The organism is Ornithinimicrobium ciconiae (assembly GCF_007197575.1).
Classification (GTDB): Bacteria; Actinomycetota; Actinomycetes; order Actinomycetales; family Dermatophilaceae; genus Ornithinicoccus; species Ornithinicoccus ciconiae.
This window is the reverse complement of sequence record NZ_CP041616.1, coordinates 216,819-239,635: the sequence shown is the minus strand read 5'-3', so window position 1 is coordinate 239,635 and position 22,817 is coordinate 216,819. Positions and strand designations below refer to the sequence as shown.

The 22,817-nt window shown below is 67.1% G+C and carries 19 protein-coding genes; 17 read left to right on the top strand and 2 right to left on the bottom strand.

Annotated features, from left to right (window positions below):
• Window positions 1-11: 11 nt before the first annotated feature.
• Window positions 12-1,316 carry a UDP-glucose dehydrogenase family protein gene (locus FNH13_RS01150; protein ID WP_143781758.1) on the bottom strand — a complete coding sequence of 435 codons (1,305 nt, stop codon included), beginning with the start codon at window positions 1,314-1,316 and terminating at the stop codon, window positions 12-14.
• Window positions 1,317-1,460: 144 nt separating this feature from the next.
• On the opposite strand from FNH13_RS01150, the gene FNH13_RS01145 reads away from it, so the two are divergent.
• The 11 genes from FNH13_RS01145 (at window position 1,461) to mnhG (ending at window position 10,748) form a co-directional block, all read left to right on the top strand.
• Entirely contained in the window at window positions 1,461-2,363 is a 903-nt protein-coding gene (locus FNH13_RS01145; RefSeq protein WP_143781757.1) for an alpha/beta fold hydrolase, read from the top strand.
• Window positions 2,364-2,556: 193 nt separating this feature from the next.
• Window positions 2,557-2,844, top strand: coding sequence for a 30S ribosomal protein S6 (rpsF, locus tag FNH13_RS01140; protein ID WP_143781756.1), 288 nt, complete (start codon window positions 2,557-2,559; stop codon window positions 2,842-2,844).
• Window positions 2,845-2,872: 28 nt separating this feature from the next.
• Window positions 2,873-3,490, top strand: a complete 618-nt coding sequence (locus tag FNH13_RS01135) for a single-stranded DNA-binding protein (protein ID WP_143781755.1) — start codon at window positions 2,873-2,875, stop codon at window positions 3,488-3,490.
• A 106-nt stretch (window positions 3,491-3,596) separates the two neighbouring features.
• On the top strand, window positions 3,597-3,833 hold the full coding sequence (rpsR, locus tag FNH13_RS01130; RefSeq protein ID WP_109472877.1) for a 30S ribosomal protein S18: 237 nt from the start codon (window positions 3,597-3,599) through the stop codon (window positions 3,831-3,833).
• Window positions 3,834-3,856: 23 nt separating this feature from the next.
• On the top strand, window positions 3,857-4,303 hold the full coding sequence (rplI, locus tag FNH13_RS01125) for a 50S ribosomal protein L9 (protein ID WP_143781754.1): 447 nt from the start codon (window positions 3,857-3,859) through the stop codon (window positions 4,301-4,303).
• A 309-nt stretch (window positions 4,304-4,612) separates the two neighbouring features.
• Window positions 4,613-7,489 carry a Na+/H+ antiporter subunit A gene (locus FNH13_RS01120; protein WP_143781753.1) on the top strand — a complete coding sequence of 959 codons (2,877 nt, stop codon included), beginning with the start codon at window positions 4,613-4,615 and terminating at the stop codon, window positions 7,487-7,489.
• Window positions 7,486-7,935 carry a Na(+)/H(+) antiporter subunit C gene (locus FNH13_RS01115; protein WP_143781752.1) on the top strand — a complete coding sequence of 150 codons (450 nt, stop codon included), beginning with the start codon at window positions 7,486-7,488 and terminating at the stop codon, window positions 7,933-7,935. Before FNH13_RS01120 ends, FNH13_RS01115 begins: the two co-directional genes overlap by 4 nt.
• Window positions 7,932-9,485, top strand: a complete 1,554-nt coding sequence (locus tag FNH13_RS01110; protein ID WP_143781751.1) for a Na+/H+ antiporter subunit D — start codon at window positions 7,932-7,934, stop codon at window positions 9,483-9,485. Before FNH13_RS01115 ends, FNH13_RS01110 begins: the two co-directional genes overlap by 4 nt.
• Window positions 9,482-10,030 (top strand): Na+/H+ antiporter subunit E, encoded by a 549-nt coding sequence (locus FNH13_RS01105; protein WP_143781750.1) that lies wholly within the window; start codon window positions 9,482-9,484, stop codon window positions 10,028-10,030. The genes FNH13_RS01110 and FNH13_RS01105 overlap by 4 nt, the downstream gene beginning before the upstream one ends.
• Window positions 10,030-10,347 (top strand): monovalent cation/H+ antiporter complex subunit F, encoded by a 318-nt coding sequence (locus FNH13_RS01100; RefSeq protein ID WP_143781749.1) that lies wholly within the window; start codon window positions 10,030-10,032, stop codon window positions 10,345-10,347. The genes FNH13_RS01105 and FNH13_RS01100 overlap by 1 nt, the downstream gene beginning before the upstream one ends.
• Entirely contained in the window at window positions 10,344-10,748 is a 405-nt protein-coding gene (gene mnhG / locus FNH13_RS01095) for a monovalent cation/H(+) antiporter subunit G (protein WP_143781748.1), read from the top strand. Before FNH13_RS01100 ends, mnhG begins: the two co-directional genes overlap by 4 nt.
• Here the strand turns inward: mnhG and FNH13_RS01090 are convergent.
• A complete protein-coding gene (locus tag FNH13_RS01090) occupies window positions 10,745-12,064 on the bottom strand; it encodes an MATE family efflux transporter (protein WP_228266519.1) in 1,320 nt (439 codons plus the stop codon). The genes mnhG and FNH13_RS01090 overlap by 4 nt on opposite strands.
• A 334-nt stretch (window positions 12,065-12,398) precedes the next feature.
• Here FNH13_RS01090 and dnaB point away from each other — a divergent pair, with 334 nt between their 5' ends.
• From dnaB to FNH13_RS01060, 6 genes are all read left to right on the top strand, one after another.
• On the top strand, window positions 12,399-13,775 hold the full coding sequence (gene dnaB / locus FNH13_RS01085; RefSeq protein WP_143781747.1) for a replicative DNA helicase: 1,377 nt from the start codon (window positions 12,399-12,401) through the stop codon (window positions 13,773-13,775).
• Window positions 13,776-13,933: 158 nt separating this feature from the next.
• Window positions 13,934-14,743, top strand: coding sequence for a GIY-YIG nuclease family protein (locus FNH13_RS01080; RefSeq protein ID WP_143781746.1), 810 nt, complete (start codon window positions 13,934-13,936; stop codon window positions 14,741-14,743).
• 148 nt (window positions 14,744-14,891) lie between these two features.
• Window positions 14,892-16,871, top strand: a complete 1,980-nt coding sequence (locus FNH13_RS01075) for a type I restriction-modification system subunit M (protein WP_228266518.1) — start codon at window positions 14,892-14,894, stop codon at window positions 16,869-16,871.
• Window positions 16,868-18,115, top strand: coding sequence for a restriction endonuclease subunit S (locus FNH13_RS01070; RefSeq protein WP_143781744.1), 1,248 nt, complete (start codon window positions 16,868-16,870; stop codon window positions 18,113-18,115). The genes FNH13_RS01075 and FNH13_RS01070 overlap by 4 nt, the downstream gene beginning before the upstream one ends.
• Window positions 18,116-18,118: 3 nt before the next feature.
• Window positions 18,119-21,217, top strand: coding sequence for a type I restriction endonuclease subunit R (locus FNH13_RS01065; protein WP_143781743.1), 3,099 nt, complete (start codon window positions 18,119-18,121; stop codon window positions 21,215-21,217).
• A 781-nt stretch (window positions 21,218-21,998) separates the two neighbouring features.
• Window positions 21,999-22,748 (top strand): TnsA-like heteromeric transposase endonuclease subunit, encoded by a 750-nt coding sequence (locus FNH13_RS01060; protein ID WP_143781742.1) that lies wholly within the window; start codon window positions 21,999-22,001, stop codon window positions 22,746-22,748.
• Window positions 22,749-22,817: the final 69 nt, after the last annotated feature.

Here is a 22,817-nt window from a genome sequence, read left to right as displayed (position 1 = left end):
CCACCTCGGCTTCAGGGACGGCCGAGACCGACATATGTCCAACCCGCCGCGCGGTAGGCGTCGCGGTCCAGCAGGTTGCGGCCGTCGATGACCAGCCTGGTGGCCACCAGCTCGCCGGCGGTGACCGGGTCGAGCTCGCGGAACTCGGGCCACTCGGTCAGGTGCAGCACCGCCTCGGCGCCGGTGATGGCGGCACTGGCCGACTCGGCATACCGCAGCGTGGGGAAGATCGCGGCCGCGTTGGCCATGGCCTTGGGGTCATAGACGCTGACCTGGGCCCCCGCCAGGTGCAGCTGCCCCGCGATGGACAGCGCCGGTGAGTCGCGCACATCGTCCGAGTTGGGCTTGAAGGCCGCGCCGAGCACGGCAACCCGACGTCCGTGCAGCGCGCCGAGGTGCTCACGCACCAGGTTGACCACGTGCTCGCGACGCCGCAGGTTGATGGCGTCCATCTCATGGAGGAAGGCGACCGACTGCCCGGCGCCCAGCTCGGCCGCCCGCGCGCTGAAGGCACGCAGGTCCTTGGGCAGGCAGCCACCCCCGAAGCCGACGCCGGCGTTGAGGAACTTGCGACCGATGCGCTCGTCATGGCCGATGGCGTCCGCGAGGGCGGTGACGTCGGCGCCGGTGACGTCGCAGATCTCGGCCATCGCGTTGATGAAGGAGATCTTGGTGGCCAGGAAGGAGTTGGCCGCGACCTTGACCAGCTCGGCGGTGGGCAGGTCGGTGACCACCACGGGCGTCTGGTCGGCAATGGCCCGGGCATAGACCTCACGCAGGACGCTCTCGGCGTTGTCGCCGTTGACCCCGAGGACCAGGCGGTCCGGGTGGAGCGTGTCCTCCACCGCAAAACCCTCGCGCAGGAACTCCGGGTTCCACGCCAGCTCGACCGACACGCTCTCCGGCGTGGCGACCTCGATGCGCTCTGCCAGCCGCTCCGCGGTGCCCACCGGGACGGTGGACTTGCCGACGACCAGCGACCCGTCCTTGAGGAACGGGATCATCGCGTCCACGGCAGAGTCGACATGCGTCAGGTCGGCGGCGAGGCTGTTCTTGCGCTGCGGAGTGCCCACGCAGATGAAGTGCACGTCGGCGTCGGCGATCTCGGCCATGTCCGTGGTGAAGCGCAGTCTGCTGCCGACGTGCTTCTCCAGCAGCGGCTCGAAGTCCGGCTCGTAGAACGGCATCTTCGCGCGGTTCAGCGAGTCGACCTTGGTGGCGTCGAGATCGACGCCGACCACCTCGAAGCCGAGCTCGGCCATTCCCGCGGCATGCACCGCCCCGAGATAGCCCGTGCCGATGACCGAGATGCGCATGCCCTGCCCCCCTAGATAGTCACAAAGAACACGGCCGAGGCTACCGGCCACCCCCGTCCCGCCGAGCCTGCTCACCGTGTGGGATTGGACACCCGCGGCGTGCGCCCGAGCCTGGCCCGGGGCCGGGCTGGCAGGATCACCACCATGAGTCTGCTCCGCATCCGCGGCTCCCAGGGGTCGACCAACCTGATCTCGTATGCCGTGTCCGGCCCCCGCGCGGCCCGCACCCGAGACCTGGTGCTGGTGCACGGCTGGGGATGTGACCGGGAGTCGATGACTCCGCTGCGGGAGCGTCTGGAGCAGACTCACCGCGTCCTGACGATGGACCTGCGCGGCCACGGGCAGAGTCAGGAGTCGGGCGAGGACGGCTCGGTCGGGGCCGGTCTGCGGCGGGCCGACCACGAGGTGGACCCGCCGGCGGGCGCGGTCGTCACCAGCATCGAGGAGTTTGCCGCCGATGTGCACGCGGTGTGTGAGGCTGCCGGGCTGGTTGCTCCGGTGGTGGTGGGCCACAGCATGGGCGGGCTCGTGGCACTGGCGGCCCTGAGCAGGGCGGACAGTCCGATCCGACGCTCCCCGCTGCCGACCTGGCACCCGGCCGGGGCGGTCCTGCTGGACCCGGCACTGATCGCCCACGAAAGGGGCAAGGCCTACTGGGCGACCCAGGTCGAGCCCGTGGCCCGCGACTACACCGGGGACCTGCGGCGTCGGTTCGCCCGCTCGTTGGTGCTGCCGACCGACCGGGGCGACTATGACCGGATCGTCGAGGTGATGGCCGCGGTGCACCCACGGGTGGCAGCGGGCGGCGCCCAGGCCATGGCCACCTTCGACGGTGCTGGGGCGCTGGGTCAGCTCGCGGCCCCGGCGCTGGTGATCCATGCCGCGACGGCTGAGCGTGGCCTGGAGCAGCTGGTGCCGGACCCGAGTCTGCTGACGTTGGGCCGCACGGTCGGGGCGGGCCACTTCCATCAGCTCGAGGTGCCGGAGCAGCTGCTGCCGATGATCCAGCGATGGCTGAGCGTCACCTACGGGCCGGATGACGATTAGGCCAGGTGCCGCTCGGCTCGGTATCGTGGCCTGGTTCACCGTTGACGGCTGGGCTCTGCCTGCCCTGTGGACCGCGCCTGCGGGTGTCGGTCTGCTCTGGCAGGCTGGAGTCAGCACGAAGCGGTGGGACGAATGCAACCCTCCTGTCACGGAGAGACCGTGACCGCTAAGACCGAAGGAGGTGGGTTCACGCATGCGTCAGTACGAACTCATGATCATCCTCGATCCGGAGTCCGACGAGCGGAACCTCCAGCCGACGCTGGAGAAGCTGCTTGCCGTTGTCACCAAGGAAGGTGGCACCGTCGACACCCTCGACATCTGGGGACGTCGCCGTCTGGCCTACGAGATCAAGAAGCAGTCTGAGGGCATCTACGCCGTGGTCAACCTGACCGCTGCGTCTGCCACCGCACAGGAGCTGGACCGTCAGCTGGGCCTGAACGAGACCGTTCTGCGCACCAAGCTGATGCGCGTCGGCGCCTGACCGACTCCCCACAGCAAAGGACTCAGACATGGCTGGCGATACTCAGATCACCGTTGTTGGCAACCTCACCGCCGACCCCGAGCTGCGCTTCACCCCTTCCGGGGCTGCCGTCGCGAACTTCACCGTGGCCTCCACGCCGCGCACGTTCGACCGGCAGACCAACGAGTGGAAGGACCAGGAGACGCTGTTCATGCGCTGCTCCATCTGGCGCGAGGCGGCGGAGAATGTTGCCGAGTCACTGACCCGAGGCACCCGCGTCGTCGTGACCGGCCGTCTCGTCGCCCGTTCCTGGGACACCCCAGAGGGCGACAAGCGCACCGTCATGGAGATGCAGGCCGATGAGGTTGGCCCGTCCCTGAAGTATGCGACCGCCAAGGTCACCAAGGCCCAGCGTGGCTCCGGTGGCGGCGGGAACTGGGCCGGCGGCCAGCAGGGTGGTGGCCAGCAGGGTGGTGGCCAGGGCGGCCAGCAGTTTGCTGCCCCGCAGGGTGGCCAGCCAGCTGGCGGTGCCCCGGCTGCTCCCCAGAGCGGCCAGCAGGGTGGCGCCAGCCAGTCCGAGACCGACCCGTGGGCCACCGGTGGCAACGCCGGTGGTCAGCAGGGTGGCGGTTGGAACAGCCCGTCCTACGACGAGCCCCCGTTCTGATCACTGCCTGACCAGAAGCACCGCGTCCGGGACGACTCCTGGGAGCGGAAGAAACACCCCATCCCGAGGTGATCCCTCGGGCTCTCACAGAATGGAGAGCACCACGATGGCCAAGCCCGTTGTGCGCAAGCCCAAGAAGAAGGCGAACCCTCTCAAGGCCGCCAAGATCGAGTCCATCGACTACAAGGACACCGCGCTGCTGCGCAAGTTCATCTCCGACCGCGGCAAGATCCGCGCTCGTCGGGTGACCGGTGTCTCCGTGCAGGAGCAGCGGCGCATCGCCACCGCGGTCAAGAACGCCCGCGAGATGGCTCTGCTGCCCTACTCCAGCTCGGCGCGCTGAGCACCAGGACAAGGAGAAGTCTGATGAAGCTCATTCTGACCCAGCCGGTCACCGGCCTCGGCGTCGCCGGTGACGTCGTGGACGTCAAGGACGGCTACGCCCGCAACTACCTGCTGCCCCGCAAGCTGGGCACCGCCTGGACCAAGGGCGGCCAGAAGCAGGTCGACGCGATCATCGCCGGCCGCGATGCCCGGTCCCACAAGTCCGAGGACGAGGCCAAGGTCGCGAAGGCGACCCTGGAGGGCTCCTCGATCACCGTGTCCGCTCGCGCGGGCCAGGGCGGCCGCCTCTTCGGTGCCGTCACCGCTGCAGACATCGCCGACGCGATCGCTGCTGCCGGAGGCCCGCAGGTCGACAAGCGCCGCATCGAGGTTCCCACCCCGATCCGCAACGTCGGCGAGCACAAGGCCCACATCCGCCTGCACGACGACGTCGCGGCTGACGTGAACGTCGTGGTCCAGGAGGCCTGAGCCACCAGCACCACCTGCGGGTTGAGTCAGCTCACCCCGCAACGGCAGGGCCGGTCGGGGCTCCCGACCGGCCCTGCTGCGTCCCCCGTGGGCACCTCTGCCCAACTCGTGGGTCAACCGGGTGCTCGATAGCGAACACCTCGCTCCGCCACGCGCGGCGCTTTCGGGCCAGCCCAGCGCAGTTGTCAACGCCCTCACCCGCTAAAGTGTCCCGAGACTCCAACCCCCTTCCGCCCTGCGGATCGTGGGTCGAGGGCACCCCTGACCCGGGCCTCGGCTGCGCCGCCCGAAACCCTTGAGGAGGCCCCGTTGCTCGTCCTGGTCATCGCGCACGCAGTCGCGGCCGTCCTCGCCCCGACGCTTGTTCGGCTCCTGGGCACACGGGCCTTCATCCCCCTCGCGGCCGTCCCCGCGGTCACGGCGGCCTACGCGGCCTGGCAGTTCCCGCAGGTCGACTCGGACAGCCCGCCGGTGGAGTCCTACCTGTGGGTGCCGCCGCTGGACCTGACCCTGACCTTCCGGATGGACACCCTGGCGTGGCTGATGACGCTGATCGTCTCGGCCGTCGGGGCACTGGTGCTGCTCTACTGCGCGCACTACTTCGAGGACAAGGAGCGCAGCAAAGGGCTGGGCCTGTTCGCCGGCTCCCTGACCGCCTTCGCCGGAGCCATGCTCGGCCTGGTGACCACCGACGACATGCTCCTGCTCTATGTGTTCTGGGAGCTCACCACGATCCTGTCCTACCTGCTCATCGGCTATGTGATGACCAGCAAGGCCAGCGTCGCCGCCGCCAAGCAGGCGCTGCTGGTCACCACCTTCGGCGGGCTGGCGATGCTCGTCGGGATGGTCATGATCGGGGAGACGCAGGGCACCTACCTGATCAGCGGCATCCTCGCGGCCCCCGGCACCGGCCCCTGGATCACCGCCGGCGTGGTCCTGCTGCTGGTGGGGGCGATCACCAAGTCCGCGCTCGTCCCGTTCCACTTCTGGCTCCCGGGGGCGATGGCCGCCCCGACCCCGGTCAGCGCCTACCTGCACGCCGCGGCGATGGTCAAGGCCGGCATCTATCTCGTGGCCCGCTTCGCGCCGGCCTACGCAGAGCTCGAGGTCTGGCGCTACACCGTCGTCATCCTCGGCACCGCCACGCTGCTGGTCGGCGGCTACCGCTCGTTGCGCCAGCACGACCTCAAGCTGCTCCTGGCCTACGGCACGATCAGCCAGCTCGGATTCATCACTCTCCTGGTCGGCTATGGCCGGCACGGCACCACGATCGCCGGCCTGGGGATGCTCGTGGCGCACTCCCTGTTCAAGTCCTGCCTGTTCCTCACCGTGGGCACCGTCGAGCACGCGACCGGCACCCGAGACATCCGCCGGCTCTCCGGCATCGCCAAACGTATGCCGTGGCTCGCCGGGGCCGCCGCCCTCGCCACCTTGTCGATGGCAGGTCTGCCACCCGTGCTGGGCTTTGCCGGCAAGGAAGCGGCCCTGCACTCGCTGATGCACCCCGAGGGAGGCTGGCTCTCCTTCGACGGGGTCGTGCTGGCGGCCGTCGCGGTCGGCTCGGTGATCACCTTCGCCTACTCCACCCGCTTCATGTGGGGTGCCTTTGCCGTCAAGGACCCCAAGCTGGCGGGCGACGCCGGCCAGGTCACCACGGTCGCCCACCGACCCGAGTGGCTGCTGGTGGGGGTGCCCGGCCTCCTGGCCCTGACCGGTCTGGCCCTCGGCCCGGCGGCGCCCTTCCTCGAGGACCTGCTGGCCCGGCATACCGACCTCTATCCCGCCGGTGACGACCCGGCCCACCTGGTCCTGTGGAGCGGGTCGATCACCCCCGCGCTGGTGCTGTCTGTCCTGATCTGGATCCTCGGTGCCCTGCTCTTCCTGGCCAGCGGACCCGTCTCGAGCTTCCAGCGCAAGGTGCAGTTCCCGCTCGACGCCGGCCGCACCTATCAGCACTTCGTCCGCGGCGTGGACCGGCTGGCGCTGGAGGTCACCGGTGGGTTCCAGCGCGGCTCGCTGCCCTCCCTGCTCGCGATCATCCTGCTGGTCACCGTGGCGCTGCCGGTCGTCGCCCTGGCCCACGGGGCGGTGTGGCCGGAGGAGGTGCGCTGGTTTGACCACCCCGGACAGGTCGGCGTCGCCGTCATCGTCGTGGCCGCAGCGATCGCCACCACCCGCGCCCGTCGCCGGTTCCGTGCCGTCTTCCTGGTCAGCGTCACCGGTTATGGCACCGCGATGCTCTTCCTGCTGCACGGGGCGCCGGACCTGGCCCTGACCCAGGCCCTGGTGGAGACGGTGACGCTGGTCGTCTTCATCCTGGTGCTGCGACGGCTGTCCGGCCGGTTCCCCGACGACCCGTCGGTGCTGACCCGACGGCTGCGCGCGGTGCTCGGCATCGCCGTCGGCTCGGTCGTGGGGCTGGTGGCCCTGGCCGCGACCGCCGCACGCATCGACGAGCCGTCGGCCAAGGGACTGGTCGCGACCGCCAAGGACTACGGTGGCGGCAACAACATCGTCAACGTGATCCTCGTCGACGTGCGTGCCTGGGACACCATGGGCGAGCTGTCGGTGGTGCTGGCGGCGGCCACCGGCGTGACCAGCCTGATCTTCCTCAAGCAGGACGCGGTCATCCGCGCGCGGCGGGCCCTGCGCCAGTCCTGGCGCAACCGGACCACCACCTCGGCCGACACGGGGGAGTCGCAGCGGTGGATCTCGGCCGCCCAGCAACTGGACCCCTTGCGCCGCTCGACGATCTTCGAGGTGGTCACCCGCCTGATCTTCCACACCATCATGCTGTGGTCGGTCTATCTGCTGTTCAGCGGGCACAACGCCCCCGGTGGCGGCTTCGCCGCCGGGCTGGTCGCCGGGTTGGCCCTGGCGCTGCGTTACCTCGCCGGTCGTGGCTACGAACTGCGAGTGGCCCTGCCCGTCATGCCCGGTCTGCTGCTCGGCGGGGGACTGTTCATCGCGGCGGCCGCGGCCATCCTGCCGATGTTCTTTGCCTCGCCTCCGCTGCGCACCTGGATCGTGGACGTCCCGCTGCCGCTGATCGGGGACGTGCACCTGGTCACCTCCCTGCTCTTCGACGTCGGCGTCTATCTCGTGGTCGTCGGACTCATGCTGGACATCCTGCGCAGCCTCGGCTCGGCGCTGGATGACCAGATGGCAGAGGAGGAGGCCCGATGATCCCCAACATCACCCTGATCGTGGTCGCCTCCTCCCTCATCGGCACCGGCGTCTATCTGCTGCTGGCCCGCTCGATCGTCCGCGCCCTGGTGGGCTTCCTGCTGATGGGCAATGGCATCAACATCCTGTTCCTGGTGGCCTCCGGGCCAGCCGGGGAGGTGCCGATCATCGGACAGGGGGAGGGCGGGCCGATGAGCGACCCGATCCCGCAGGCACTGGTGCTGACGGCCATCGTGATCACCCTGGCCATGACGGCTTTCGTGCTGTCCCTGGCGCACCGCGCCTGGCAGTTGGGCCGCGACGACCTGCTCGAGGACGATGAGGAGTCGGCCCGCATCCACCGCCGTGCCGAGGAGAACGACATGTCCGGTGAGTCAGCCGACGACGCGGACATCATCGCTGCGGAGTTCGCCGAAGAGGACTCCGGGGACGAGGACCGCCGATGAACGACTTCTCCTGGATGGTCCCGCTGCCGGTGGTCCTGCCACTGGTCGGTGCCGGCATCAACCTGGCGGCCGTGGGCCGCACCCGCATCCAGCGTCAGGTGAGCATGACCGTGCTCACTGCGGTCCTGGCGATCAGCGTGGTGATGCTGTTCGCAGCAGACCAGCGTGGTCCCCAGGTCGTGCAGGTCGGCGGCTGGGCTCCCACGGACGGCATCGTGCTGATCGTCGACCGCCTCTCGGCGCTGATGGTGATCGTCTCGGTCGTGGTCACCATGGGAGTGCTCCGCTACTCGATCGGGCAGGGTCGCTCCTCGTTCGACAACGAGAGTGATGGGCACGCCCCGCTGCCGGTCTTCCACCCCACGATGCTGGTCCTGTCCGCGGGAGTGTCGACCACCTTCATCTCCGGCGACCTGTTCCACATGTATGTCGGTTTCGAGATGTTGCTGGCCGCCAGCTTCGTGCTGCTGACCCTGGGTGGCACGGAGGCGCGGGTGCGCGCCGGCGTGACCTATGTCTTCGTCAGCCTGCTGTCCTCGATGCTCTTCCTCATCGCCATCGCGATGATCTATGCCGCGACCGGCACGGTGAACCTGGCGATCCTGGCGAACCGCCTCGAGATGATCCCCACAGATCAGGCGCTGGTGCTGCACGTGCTGCTCATCCTCGGGTTCTGCGTCAAGGCGGCCGTCTTCCCGATGTCGGGCTGGCTGCCGGACTCCTATCCCACAGCCCCGGCGCCGGTCACCGCGGTCTTCGCCGGTCTGCTCACCAAGGTCGGCATCTATGCGCTGATCCGCACCCAGACACTGCTGTTCCCCTCGGGCATGCTCGACGACGTGCTGATGTGGGCGGCCCTGCTGACGATGCTCGTCGGGATCCTCGGTGCGGTCGCCCAGGACGACATCAAGCGGATGCTTTCCTTCACCCTGGTCAGCCACATCGGTTATCTGTTGTTCGGCATCGCGGTGGGCAACGCGGCGGGCATGTCCGCGGCCATCTTCTATGTGCTGCACCACATCACCATCCAGACCACCCTGTTCCTGGTGACCGGACTGGTCGAGCGGGTGGGCGGCACCACTGCCTCCTCCCACCTGGGCGGCCTGGCCAGGATCAGTCCGCTGCTGGGTGTGCTGTTCTTCGTCCCGGCCATGAACCTGGCCGGCATCCCACCCTTCTCCGGCTTCCTGGGCAAGGTTGGTCTGATGCAGGCTGGCGTCATGGAGGGCACCTGGCTGAGCATGACCTTGGTGGTCGGCTCCGTGGTCACCAGCCTGCTCACGCTGTATGCCGTGACGCGGATCTGGGGGCGTGCCTTCTGGGGGTCACCGCCCCGGGTCGAGGAGGGTATGACGTACACCCCCGCACGCACCGGGGACAGTCGGGCGATGGGTCGCGGGGTGGTCATGCCGACGATGGCGCTGGTCGCCTTCGGGCTCGCGCTGACGCTGGTGGCCGGGCCGTTGTATGAGATCACCAACCGGGCCTCCATCGACCTCCTGCTGCGGGAGCCTTATCTGATCGCTGTGCTGGGGGGTGTGGGGCGATGAAGCGGCAACTGCACGGCATCCACTGGATGTCCACCCTGCTGCTGACCGTGGTCTGGGTGACCCTGATGGGCGAGGTCACGCTCGGCAACGTGGTTGCGGGCCTGCTCGTCGGGCTCTTCGTCCAGCTCGTCTTTCCGCTGCCCTCGGTGACCGTGGGGTTGCGCTTCCGGCCGATCGCCTTCCTGATCCTCACCGTCCGGTTCCTGTGGGACATGACCGCGGCGTCGGTCCAGGTCGCCTGGCTCGCCGTGCGGCCAGGACCTACGGTCGGCGGGGTGGTTGTGGACCTGCGGCTGCGCTCCGACAACGACCTCTTCCAGACCATGACGGCCGAGATGGTCGCCCTGGTGCCCGGCACCGTGGTCATCGACCTTGACAGCGAGCGGCGCATCCTGACCCTGCACCTGCTCGATGTGACGACCCGTCAGCAGGCCGAGGTCATCAGGCACCGGGTGCTGGCCCAGGAGGCCCGGGTGTTGCGTGCCCTCGACCCGGACCCAGAGTCCGTCCTCAACCCGCGCCGGCGTCGGGAGGTGACCGACTGATGGGGTTCACCGAGATCATGACCTGGGCGATCGGCATACTGCTGGTTGCCTCGGCCCTGCTGACCATGGGACGGATCATCACGGGTCCGAGCGTGCTGGACCGCGTGGTGGGCAGCGACGTCCTCGTCTCCATCGTGATCTGCGCTCTCGGCGCGCAGACGGCGCTGGTCGAGGGCTCGAGCACCCTCCCGATCCTGATCACCTTGTCGTTGGTCGGTTTCATGGGATCGGTCGCCGTGGCGCGCTTCGTGGCGCGGGACCGCGACTACCCGCCGGAGTTCGACGGACCTGACGCCCTCGAGGAGGAGCCGTCATGAGCTGGGACTGGGAGACCATCACCGACAGCCTCGGGCTCATCTTCATCTTCGCCGGGGCGCTGCTGTGCCTCACGGCGGCTATCGGGCTGCTGCGCTTCAACGACCTGCTGACCCGCATGCACGCGGCGACCAAGCCACAGGTCCTCGGTGTCCTGCTGGTGCTGGGGGGCGTGATGTTGAGCAAAGAGGGCGGCCTGCACATCGGCATGCTGATCCTGATCGGCATCTTCCAGATGCTCACCATCCCTGTCGGGGCCCACATGGTCGGTCGCGCCGGGTTCCGGACGGGTCAGGTGGCGCCATCTGACATCCACCTGGGACCCTCGGCTGATCACGTGGACAGTGCCCTCCTGGAGCCCGGCGAGCCGGTGGTCGAGGACAGCGACCCCGAGGAGCGCTAGCGGGTGGCGCCGGTGACCAGCCAGTCGTCTCCCCGCGCCCGCCAGTGCAGTCCCGCCGCCCGGATGGCCATGAACAGCCCGAAGGCGACCCACAGCCACACCAGTCCTGTGGTCCCGGTGACTCCAGAGGCCTGCAGGAGCCAGATCATGGGCAGATAGGCCAGCAGGAAGCCGATCTGGGCCAGAGCCAGCCAGCGGGCGTCCCCGGCACCGATCAGGACACCGTCCAGGACAAACGCGACCCCGGCGACGGGTTGTCCGGCGGCGACGATGAGCAGGGCCGCGGCCAGGGCTGCCTGGACCTGAGGGTCGCTGCTGAAGCCGAGGGGGATCACCCTGTGCAGTGCGACGATCAGCACTGTCAGGATCACTCCGAACCAGACACCCCAGCGCACCATGGTGGCGGTGGCGAGCCGCACGCCCCTGACGTCGCCGGCGCCCAGTGCCTTGCCGGTGATGGCTTGTCCTGCGATGGCGAGGGCATCCAGGGCGAAAGCGAGCGCGGTCCACACCGTCATCGCGACCTGATGGGCGGCGAGCTGGGGCTCTCCCAGGCCAGCAGCCACCCAGGTGGTCACCAGCAGGACGGCGCGCAGGGCGAGGGTGCGGATCAGCAGGGGGATGCCGTCACCGGCGGCGCTGAGGACCCCTCGCCCGTGCAGCGTGAGCGAGACCCCGAGCCGGCGGGCACCCCGGACGACGACGCCGCCCAGGGCGAGCGCCATACCCAGTTGGGCGATGACCGTCCCCCAGGCGGCTCCGGCGATGCCCAGACCCACCGGGTGGACCAGGACGAAGGAGAGCACGCCGTTGGCGGCAAAGCCCGCGATCGCGGCCACCATCGGCGTGCGGGTGTCCTGCAGACCCCGCAGCACCCCCATGGCGGCCAGGACGAGGAGCATGGCCGGGATGCCAAAAGCGCTGATCCGCAGATAGATCACGGCCTCGGTGACCGCGGCGTCCGAGGCACCAAAGAGCTCGATGAGCGGCTGGGCAAAGGCGACCAGGACCGCGGTCGCGACCAGGCCGAGCAGGAGTGCCAGCCACATGCCGTCGATGCCTGCTGCGAGAGCGCCCTTCTCGTCGTGCGCCCCGGTGCGGCGCGCCACGACGGCCGTGGTGCCATAGGCCAGGAAAACGAAAATGTTTGCGGCAGTGAGGAGCACCGCGCTAGCGACGCCGAGCCCGGCGAGTGAGGCCGTGCCGAGGTGGCCCACGATGGCACTGTCGGCCAGCAGGAAGAGCGGCTCGGCCACCAGCGCCAGAAATGCCGGCACGGCGAGGCGCAGGATCTCTCTGCGGTGGTCGGTCGGCACCCAGCGAGTCTAGGTCTGGTGGGGGCAACCAATATTGCTCCACACGGCAAGGACGGCATCGATGCAGGTCAATAGCGGTGTCGAGGCCAAAGTTTTTAGTTGTCCACAGGCCTGTGCACAGCCTGTGAACGACGGATCCAGAGGGTGTCCACAGCCTGCCCTCAGGGTTGTCCACAGGCGCTCTTGGGCGTTGGTCGCTGACGGCTTAACGTGAGTCGATCACCCATCACGGCGGACGCTTTGGCGTGGCCACGCGACGACCCCTCTGTCAGTGGTGACTGGTTGAGTGCTGTGACAGATGGTGCAGGTGTGGTGACACGGGAGAGAGAGGCGCATGTCGCTCAGTGAGCTGGAGGCGAGTTACTCCGAGGCACCCGACGGGCTGCCGGAGGACCGACTCCCTCCACAGGACGTCGCTGCGGAGCAGAGCGCGCTCGGCAGCATGCTGCTCTCCAAGGACGCGATCGCCGACTGTGTCGAGTCGCTCAAGGCCAATGACTTCTATCGGCCGGCCCACGAGTCGATCTATGACGCGGTGCTCGACCTTTATGGGCGCGGCGAGCCGGTTGACGCCGTCACGGTCTCGGACGAGCTGAGCAAGCGCGGCGACCTCGCCCGCATCGGCGGGACGACCTACCTCTATCAACTGATCAACCAGGTCCCCACGGCCGCCAACGCGGGCTACTACGCCCAGATCGTCGCCGAGCGAGCGGTGCTGCGGCGCTTGGTCGAGGCTGGCACGCGCATCGTGCAGATGGGCTATGCGCAGGGTGGTGGGGACGTCGACGACATCGTCAACCTGGCGCAGGCCGAGGTCTATGGGGTGGCGGACAAGCGTGGGGGAGAGGACTACCACGCGCTGGCATCGTTGCTCGAGCCGACGATGGATGAGATCGAGCACGCCGCAGGGACATCGGGCGAGATGTTGGGCGTGCCCACGGGCTTCACTGATCTCGATGAGCTGACCAACGGCCTGCACCCGGGCCAGATGATCATCGTGGCCGCCCGTCCCGCAGTCGGCAAGTCCACGCTCGCCCTGGACATTGCCCGTGCTGCCGCGATCAAGGCCGAGCTGGCGACCGTCGTCTTCAGCCTGGAGATGAGTCGCACCGAGATCACGATGCGCCTGCTGTCGGCAGAGTCGGAGATTCCCCTGCAAAACATGCGCAAGGGCACCATGCGCGATCAGGACTGGGCGCGCATCGCAGAGACGCAGGGGCGGATCCACGGCGCACCGCTGTTCATCGACGACAGCCCCAACATGTCCCTGATGGAGATCCGCGCCAAGTGCCGCCGCCTTAAGCAGCGGCACAATCTCAAACTGGTCGTGGTGGACTACCTGCAGCTCATGAGCTCGGGCAAGCGCGTCGAGTCACGCCAGCAGGAGGTCGCTGAGTTCTCCCGTGCCCTCAAACTGCTCGCCAAGGAACTCGAGGTGCCGGTCATCGCGCTGTCCCAGCTCAACCGTGGTCCGGAGCAGCGGACGGACAAGAAGCCACAGATGTCCGATCTGCGTGAAAGTGGATCGATCGAGCAGGACGCTGACGTGGTGATCCTGCTGCACCGTGAATCGATGTATGAAGCCGAATCCGACCGGGCAGGCGAGGCAGACGTCATCGTTGCCAAGCACCGAAATGGTCCGACCGGAACGATCGCCGTCGCTTTCCAGGGACATTATTCACGGTTCACCAATATGACGAACAGTTTCTGATGAGATGTGTCGAGATGCAGCCAATCTTGCACAGTTGCCCTACCTATGTAACATTCCTCCTGCTTATCGATAGGTCAGGAATCGATCACTCCTCGTTATAGGTTTTGTCCTCGGCAGTACGCTTGCTGATCGGTCTAACCGACACAGGAGGTCGAGCTGTGACGCTCACGTTCGCGCACATCTTGGACAGCGCTGGGATCGACCCGGCCGGAGCGTTGGTGATCCGGCACGCGTACGTGCGTGAGCACGGGGACGGGTCAGCGGGGATCCACGGGGACTCCTCCGACGAGGACATCATGGGTTACACCAGGAGTCAGTCGGCCAACACCCGCGCCTTCCCGGCCGAACCGCCCGGTGTCTGGGTGGTGTTCCTGCCCGAGGGCGGAGACCGCGCTCGCCTGTGGTTGGTGGTCCGGAACCGTGGTGAGATTTCCAACGACGGAGCCAGGCGTACGTTCGACCTGGAGCGGACCGACCTGCTGAGCGACCTGCGGTCACGTCTGGTGATCGGGTGGAGGTCACCGCGCACCTGGGCGCTCAAGGCCACGACGGCAGGGCGCTACCCGGTCATGGAGATCGCCGACGCCGAGCCCGTGAGGTTCCCCGGGTTCGACGCGCTCACGTTGGACTACCCACAGCTGCAGGCGGTGGTCCGTGAGCACCGGTACGCTACCTGGCGAACCGCACTCTCATCGGTCACGGGCATCTACCTCATCACCGACACCCGGGACGGTCGACAGTACGTTGGCAAGGCCGACGGTACCGAGAGTGTGCTGCAGCGCTGGGCTGCCTACGCGGCCAACGGCCACGGAGGCAACGTGGAGCTCAAAGGACGAGACCCAGTCACCTTTCGCTTCTCGGTGCTGCGCGTGTTCGACCCTGCCACGCCGACTCGGGAGATCAACGCCGCGGAGAGCTACTACAAACGTGCCCTCGACTCCCGCAGGCACGGGCTCAATCGCAACTGACCTATCCATCGCACTCAGGGCCGCGCATCGGACTAACCGGCTGGAGCCTGGATCGGGCGACTGCCGCGGTGTGGGGCAAGGCCGCTCCGCAGAGGCTCTCCGGTGATGGGCAAGGATGGGGGCACCCACCACGAGAGGACGCCCTACCTTGCCGTCGAAACCGGACGCCAACTTCATCTGGTCGATCGCCAACCTGCTCCGTGGGCCGTACAAGCCCAAGGAGTACGGCGACGTCGTCCTGCCGATGACGATCCTGCGCCGGCTGGACTGCGTCCTGGCGGCGACGAAGGACGCCGTGCTGGCCGAGCAGAAGCGCTCCGGTGACCGCACGGCCAAGGACCTCTTGGACGTCAAGCTGCGCAAGGCCGCGAAGTACTCCTTCTACAACACCTCGCCATACACACTGCCGTCGCTAACCGGGGACAGCGCCAACATCAAGGCCAACCTGCTCTCCTACGTCGACGGCTTCAGCGACAACGTCCGCGACGTCTTCACCCGGTTCGGGTTTGAGGAGCAGGTCCAGCGGCTCGAGGAGGCCAACGCCCTCTACCTGGTTGTCCAAGAGTTCGCCAAACTCGACCTGCGGCCCCAGCACGTCAGCAACACCGAGATGGGCTCGGTCTTCGAGGAGCTCATCCGCAAGTTCGCCGAGGCCAGCAACGAGACCGCTGGTGAGCACTTCACCCCCCGCGAGGTCATCGCCCTCATGGTCGACCTGCTGCTGGTCGGCGACGAAGATGCGACCAGCCCGGGCAAGGCCGTGAACCGCCGTGTCTACGACCCTGCCGCTGGCACGGGCGGCATGCTCTCGACGATGGACGAGCACCTGCGCGAGCAGAATCCGGCAGCACGGCTGCTCATGGCCGGTCAGGAGATCAACCCCAGTTCGTATGCCGTGTGCAAGGCGGACATGATCATCAAGGGTCAGCCGGTGGACGCCATCGCCCTGGGCAACACCCTCACCGACGACGCCCACGCGGGCAAGGACTTCCACTACTGCTTGTCCAACCCGCCATTCGGGGTGGAGTGGAAGACCTCCCAGCGCGACGTCGTCAGGGAGCACAAGCAGCTGGGCTTCAACGGCCGCTTCGGCCCCGGCCTGCCCGCCGTTTCTGACGGGTCCATGCTCTTCCTGCTCCACCTGATCGACAAGATGCGGACCGTCGACCCGGACAACGAGAACGTGCGCGGCCGGGCCGCGATCGTCCTTAACGGGTCGCCACTGTTCACCGGACGTGCCGGGTCGGGCGAGTCCGAGATCCGCCGCTGGGTCATCGAGTCCGACCTGCTCGACGCGATCATCGCCCTGCCGACCGACATGTTCTACAACACCGGCATCGCCACGTACGTCTGGGTCCTGGACCGGAAGAAGCCGGTCGAGCGGCGCGGCTCCGTCCAGCTCATCGACGGCTCACAAATGTTCACCAAGATGCGCAAGTCCCTGGGGTCCAAGCGCAAGGAGCTGTCAGCGGCCGACATCGAGACACTCGTCAAGCTGTACGCCGAGTTCGACGGTGCCGACGACAAGCGCTCCAAGGTCTTCCCTAGTGAAGCATTCGGTTTCCACACCATCACCGTCGAACGACCCCTTCGGCTGGCCTACCAGGCGACGGTCGAGCGGATTGACGAAGCGATCACGGCCAAGGCGGTCCAGAAGCTCGACGAGACCACGCAGGAACAGCTCCGCCGAGCCCTGCATACCCTCGACCGCGAGACCGTTTGGAGAGACCGACCGGCGTTCGACCAAGTCCTGGGCAAGGCACTCGGCCAAGCCGGCCTTCAGCTCGGATCTCCGGTACGCAAGGCCATCCACGCAGCCTTGAGCGAACGTGACGAGACCTCTGAGATCTGCAGGGACGCCAAGGGCAACCCCGAGCCGGACCCCAAGCTCCGCGACACCGAGAACGTCCCTCTCGGCCAGGACATTGACAAGTATGTCGCTCGCGAGGTCCTCCCGTACGTCCCCGACGCGTGGGTCGAACACGCCAAGACAAAGGTCGGCTACGAGATCCCCTTCACCCGACACTTCTACGAGTACGTCCCACCCCGCCCACTCGAGGAGATCGACGCTGACGTCAAGCGACTGATCACCGAGATCCAGAACCTGTTCGCGGAGCTCGACTCGTGACGACCACCTCACCCTGGCTAGCCGACGTCCCCGCTCAGTGGAAGGTCGTGCCGCTCCGCCACTTGGCCGACGTCGAAACAGGCAGTGCGGATACTCAAGACGCGACGCCTGACGGGGAGTATCCCTTCGTTGTCCGATCCCCACTGGTGCAGGCCATCAACTACTTCACACACGACGGCGAAGCGATCCTGACGCCGGGTGACGGCGACGTCGGACGAGTCTTCCACCATCTCGACGGGAAGTTCACGGCGCACCAGCGAGTCTACGTATTGAGTAACTTTCGGGCGATCACCGGACGCTTCGCCTACTACGCCTTCAGCGCTACATTCCATTACGCAACCGAGTCTGGAACTGCGAAGTCCACGGTCGACTCCCTCCGACGTCCGATGCTCACCTCGTTTCCGCTGCCGGTGCCGCCGATGGAAACACAACGGGTAATAGCGTCATTCTTGGACCGCGAGACGGCGAAGATCGACGCACTCATCGCGAAGCAGGATGCCTTGGTGGCAGCCCTTCGTGATCGTCGAGAGAGCGCCGTGATGGCTGCGGTGACCGGAAAGGGGAGTACGGGCCCAAGGCGTGACAGTGGGATCCGATGGATCGCTGAGATCCCCGAACACTGGCAGGTGGGTAACATTCGCCGCTACGCGACGATGCACTCGGGTCACACACCCAGCCGCCAGGTTCCCGAGTTCTGGGAGGATTGCACGATCCCGTGGTTCACGTTGGCGGACGTCTGGCAGTTGCGGGATGACACCCAAATCCACCTCGGTGAGACTAGCGAGAGCATCAGCGAACTGGGCCTTCGCCACTCGTCGGCGGAGCTGTTGCCAGCCGGTACGGTCGCGCTGTCAAGGACGGCTTCGGTCGGTTTCAGCGGCATCATGCCCGTGCCGATGGCGACGAGTCAGGACTTCTGGAACTGGGTCTGCGGGCCAGAGCTTCTTCCTGAGTTCCTCCTTCGCGTGTTCAGGGCGATGCGCCGCGAGATGCGCTCACTCATGGCAGGCTCCACGCACCAGACCATCTACAAGACCGACGCTGCCAGTTTCATCATCCCGGTCCCGCCACTGGACGAGCAGCGGGACATCGTGGAGCACCTTCAACAGGACCTTGGCCGGATGGATGCGCTCGTCGATCGGGCGATCGCACTTGTCGCCATGCTCCGAGAGCGGCGTGCGGCCTTGATCACGGCGGCGGTGACGGGCAGGTTGGATGTCACCACGTATGGGAAGGCGGGCTGAGGCGTGGCGGTGGAGCACGAGCGGCAGCTCGAGGACGAGCTGTGCGACTACCTGGGGAGGCATGGCTGGACCTATGCGCCGGGTGCCACCGGCTACGACAAAAAGCGGGCTCTGTGGCCCGATGACCTATTCGCCTGGCTGGAGGCCACCCAGCCGGAAACGCTCGCCGTGGTCGTGAAGAACGATAAGGACCGGGAGCGGCTGCTGGACCGGCTGGCCGAGTCGCTGGACCGCCCCCTTGATGCGGGCGGAGGAACCCTGGCGGCGCTGCGATACGGGTTCAAGTTCACCAAGCAGTTGGACCTGTGCCAGTTCCGGCCGGCCGAGTCGATGAACCCGACCACGACCGCGCGGTACGCCCAGAACCGGTTGCGGGTCGCGCGTCAGGTGTACTACTCCGAGAACAAGACCGACTCGATCGACCTGGTCTTCTTCGTCAACGGGTTGCCGGTGGCGACGGCCGAGCTGAAGAGCGAGTTCCAGCAGGATGTCCACGAGGCGATCCGCCAGTACCGTCACGATCGCCCGCCGGTGGACCGCAAGACGCGTCGCAGGGAACCGCTGCTGGCCCCGGGTCACCGGGCCCTGGTCCACTTCGCGGTGGACAACGCCGAGGTCTACATGACCACCCGACTGGCTGGTCCGGAGACCCGCTTCCTGCCGTTCAACCGCGGCAACGCCGGCCATGCAGGGAACCCGCCGAACCCGTACGGGGCGGCCACGGCATACCTGTGGGAAGAGGTGCTAGCCAGGGACACTTGGCTGAACATCCTGGGCAAGTTCATGCACGTCCAGGTGACCAAGCGCAAGGACCCGGCGACCGGCAGGGTCAGCCGGTCTTCCTCGGTGATCTTCCCGCGCTACCACCAGCACGACGCCGTCACGAAGCTCCTGGCAGACGCGAAGGGGAACGGGCCCGGGCAGCGGTATCTGGTCCAGCACTCGGCCGGGTCGGGCAAGACCAACTCCATCGCGTGGCTGTCGCACCAGCTCTCGACGCTGCACGACGTGCAGTCGGGCAAGGTCTTCGACTCCGTGCTGGTGATCACCGACCGGACGGTGCTGGACGATCAGTTGCAGGACGCGATCTACCAGATCGATCACAAGCGGGGGGTGGTGCTGCCGATCGGGCAGGGCACCGACAGCGACTTCGCCAAGCGGTTCGCCTCCAAGTCGCAGGCACTGACCGAGGCGCTGACCACCGGCGGGGCGATCATCGTCGTGACGATCCAGACGGTGCCCTTCGCGCTGGAGGCGATCCGGGAGTCGAAGGCGCTGGCGGGCAAACGGTTCGCGGTGATCATCGACGAGGCCCACTCCTCCCAGACAGGGGAGTCGGCCAACAAGCTGCGCCAGACCCTCTCGGGCAAGGTGCTCGACGACGTTGCTGACGAGGACGGCACGGTCGGCGTGGACGACCTGGTGCGGCTGGAACTGGAGGGGAGGGGCGCGCTGCCGAACGTCTCGTTCTTCGCCTTCACGGCGACGCCGAAGGGTAAGACCCTGCAGATGTTCGGAACCTCCGACACCGGGGAGGAGGTCGACAAGCGGCCGTTCCACCTGTACTCGATGCAGCAGGCGATCGAGGAGGGGTTCATCCTCGACGTGCTGCAGAACTACACGACCTACCGGACGGCCTTCCGCCTGGTCCACGGTGGTCAGGACTATGACTCCGAGACCGTGGACAAGTCCAAGGCGATGAAGTCGGTGATGCAGTGGGTCAAGCTGCACCCCTACAACATCAGCCAGAAGGTCGCGATCATCGTCGAGCACTTCCGGGCCAACGTCGCGCCTCTGCTCGACGGCAACGCCAAGGCGATGGTCGTCACAGACTCCCGCAAGTCCGCGGTCCGCTACAAGCTCGCGATGGACAAGTACATCGCTGAGCACCACCTCACCGACGTCGCGACCCTCGTCGCGTTCTCCGGCTCCGTCGACGACCCCGAGTCCGGGCCGAAGGAGTTCACCGAGCACTCCATGAACACCGACCTCCGCGGGCGCACAATCCCGGAGGCGCTGGGGACCGCTGAGTACCAGGTGCTAATCGTCGCGAACAAGTACCAGACCGGCTTCGACCAGCCGCTGCTCTGCGCGATGTATGTCGACAAACGCCTCGACGGGGTGCAGTGCGTCCAGACACTGTCCCGGCTTAACCGGACCTACCCGGGCAAGACCACCTACGTGCTGGATTTCGTCAACCGGGCCGAGGATGTGCTGGCCGCGTTCAAGGTCTACTACGAGGGTGCCTACCTCACCGAGGCCAGCGACCCCAACATCGTCTTCGACCAGTGGGACAAGCTCGCCGGCGTCGGCCTCTTCGACGACGTGGACGTCGACGCGTGCGCCAAGGCCTACTGGGGTGACGGCAGCACCAAGCCGACCCAGGGGAGGCTCTCCGCTGCCCTGGCGCCGGTCAAAGAGCAGTTCAACACGGCGTACCGGCGGGCGCTGCATACCCGGGACGACGACGAGACAGACCGGCTCGACACCTTCCGCCGGGACCTGCGCACCTTCGTCAGCACCTACGACTTCCTCGCCGCGATCGTCGACTACGACGACGTCGAGCTGGAGAAGCGTGCGACGTTCGCGCGGTTGCTCGCCGAGGCACTCAAGGACTCCAACCGGCACGAGGAGACCATCGACCTGTCCGACGTCACCCTGACCCACCACGCCCTGCACAAGCAGCCCGAGCAGGAGCTCGATCTCGGTACCGGCCAGGCCGAAGGGTTGGCGTCCGTCCTCGCGGCCGGTTCACGCGGTCGCCACGAGTCCGACCTGGTGCCGTGGTCGGAGGTGCTGGCCCACATCAACACCCTCTTCGACGGCGACGGGCTCTCCGACGGTGACCAGGTTTCCGCCGTCGAGACGGTGCTGCGCAAGATGCTCGAGAACGAGGACCTGCGTGCACAAGCCGTGGCCAACAACAAGCCGGACTTCTTCTCCGGACCGGACCTGTGGCACACCATCCAGGAGGTTATCGTCGAGGCCACCGACAGCCAGCAGCGAGGGCTGGAGCGCCTTGCGGCCGACCGGTCGCGTGAGGAGATCCTCACGATCATGGGGATGATGAAGCTCTGGGAGACCTTGCGCGAGTCAGCCTGACGCCGCTCCAAGTCACGAAGTGGTCCGGTCGCCTGCCGCTTCTGGTGACCTGGGGTACCGCTCCAGAGCCCACCGGCGCTGGCCAGCCGCCCGCTGGAGGGCTACCCGATCCTTGGCCAGCAGATCATCGTGCCCCAGCCAGTCCTCAAGCGTCTCGAGCTCCCAGGACAGACGTGCTCGCACCCCGTCGAACATCTGACGGCACCTGCGCGAGCAGAACCTGGTCGGTCTGCCGGCTGCGTAGCCGGAGGGCCAGGCGCACATCTGGTCGCACACGGGATTCAGGCAACGGTACTCGGTTCCGGGCTGCACCGTCTCGGTCAAGCCGCGTACGACGTCGGTCGGCGACGGGTCCACGATCGACTCCAGGTAGGTCTGCAAGGTTCGCTTCAAGACGCCACCTCGGCGCTCGGGATGCTGGTCAGGCATCGTGGTTGGTAGGCGTCCCATGCTAGCTCCTCTAGTCGTTAATCCTGACTCTAGGCTGCGCTGCCCGCGCCATTTATGACTAGTCGATCTGACCTGCTGCGATACTTGTAGTGGACGGATCGCAGCAAGTACGCCCCGCAGTCACCCAGTAGGCCGGCAACCCGGGACTGTTCGATCCCAGGTCCAACGACGGCCGCTCATCTAGGCAGAAATAGTTGCAGGGGCGGCGTCGCTGCGGTAGTTTCCCTTTAGGTCCTCGCCCCGCTCCAGACGGAGTGAGGGCGCACCGGCTGGCACCGGTACGCCCTCAGCGACAGGACCCGAGTGAACGCTGCGAAAGCGAGGATCCGTCATGGGTCAGTCTAGAGATGCCGCATGCCCGCGGCCAGCCCGTGCGGTCTCCTGGACATTTCGGCTCGAGGTCGGCCCTCAGATGTGGGACTGGACGATGGGCCCGCCCGACCTGCAAGGGTTGCGCTCGATCCGCACACCTCGGTCTACGGAGAAGAGTCGCCATATCCCGGTCCAGGCGCACTCCGTCACGCTTGACGGCCCTATCCACCTGGAGTCCGGGCTTGAGCACGACTTGGTGCGCGAACTCGACCGGGACCCGGACGTGGAGTGGATTGTGTCGCAACCTGTCCGGCTTGGGCTGAGGACCTCAGGCGGCCGCCCCAGAACGCACACACCCGACCTCTTGGTACTCCGTCGGGAGGGTGCCGTGACCATCTGGGACGTTCGGCCCCTCGAAAAGCAGGACGAGAAGTTTGCGGAAATCCGGGGTCTCACTGCGTCAGCCTGCGCAGAGGTTGGGTGGCAGTACCGGGTCTACGGGGGCGGGTCGCCAGTGCGACGGGACAACCTTCGCTGGTTGACGGCATACCGGCGGCAGATGCCGTGGTACCCGAACGCCAAGGACGAGCTCCTCGAGATCTGCCGGGAGCCCAGGGCGACCGTCGGGGCGGTCCTCGACGCGGACCACGGGGCAGGGCATCTGGTGAGCGCGATGTGGCATTACGCCTGGACTGGTGCCGTGGTCATGGACCTGGACTCTCCGATAGGTCGGTCGACACCTATCCGTGAGCACCGGGACGCACTGTGACGGCCGCGTCTGTCCCAATCAACGTCGGGGCCCGAATCCTGACCGCGGATGGCTACGCGGTGGTCACGG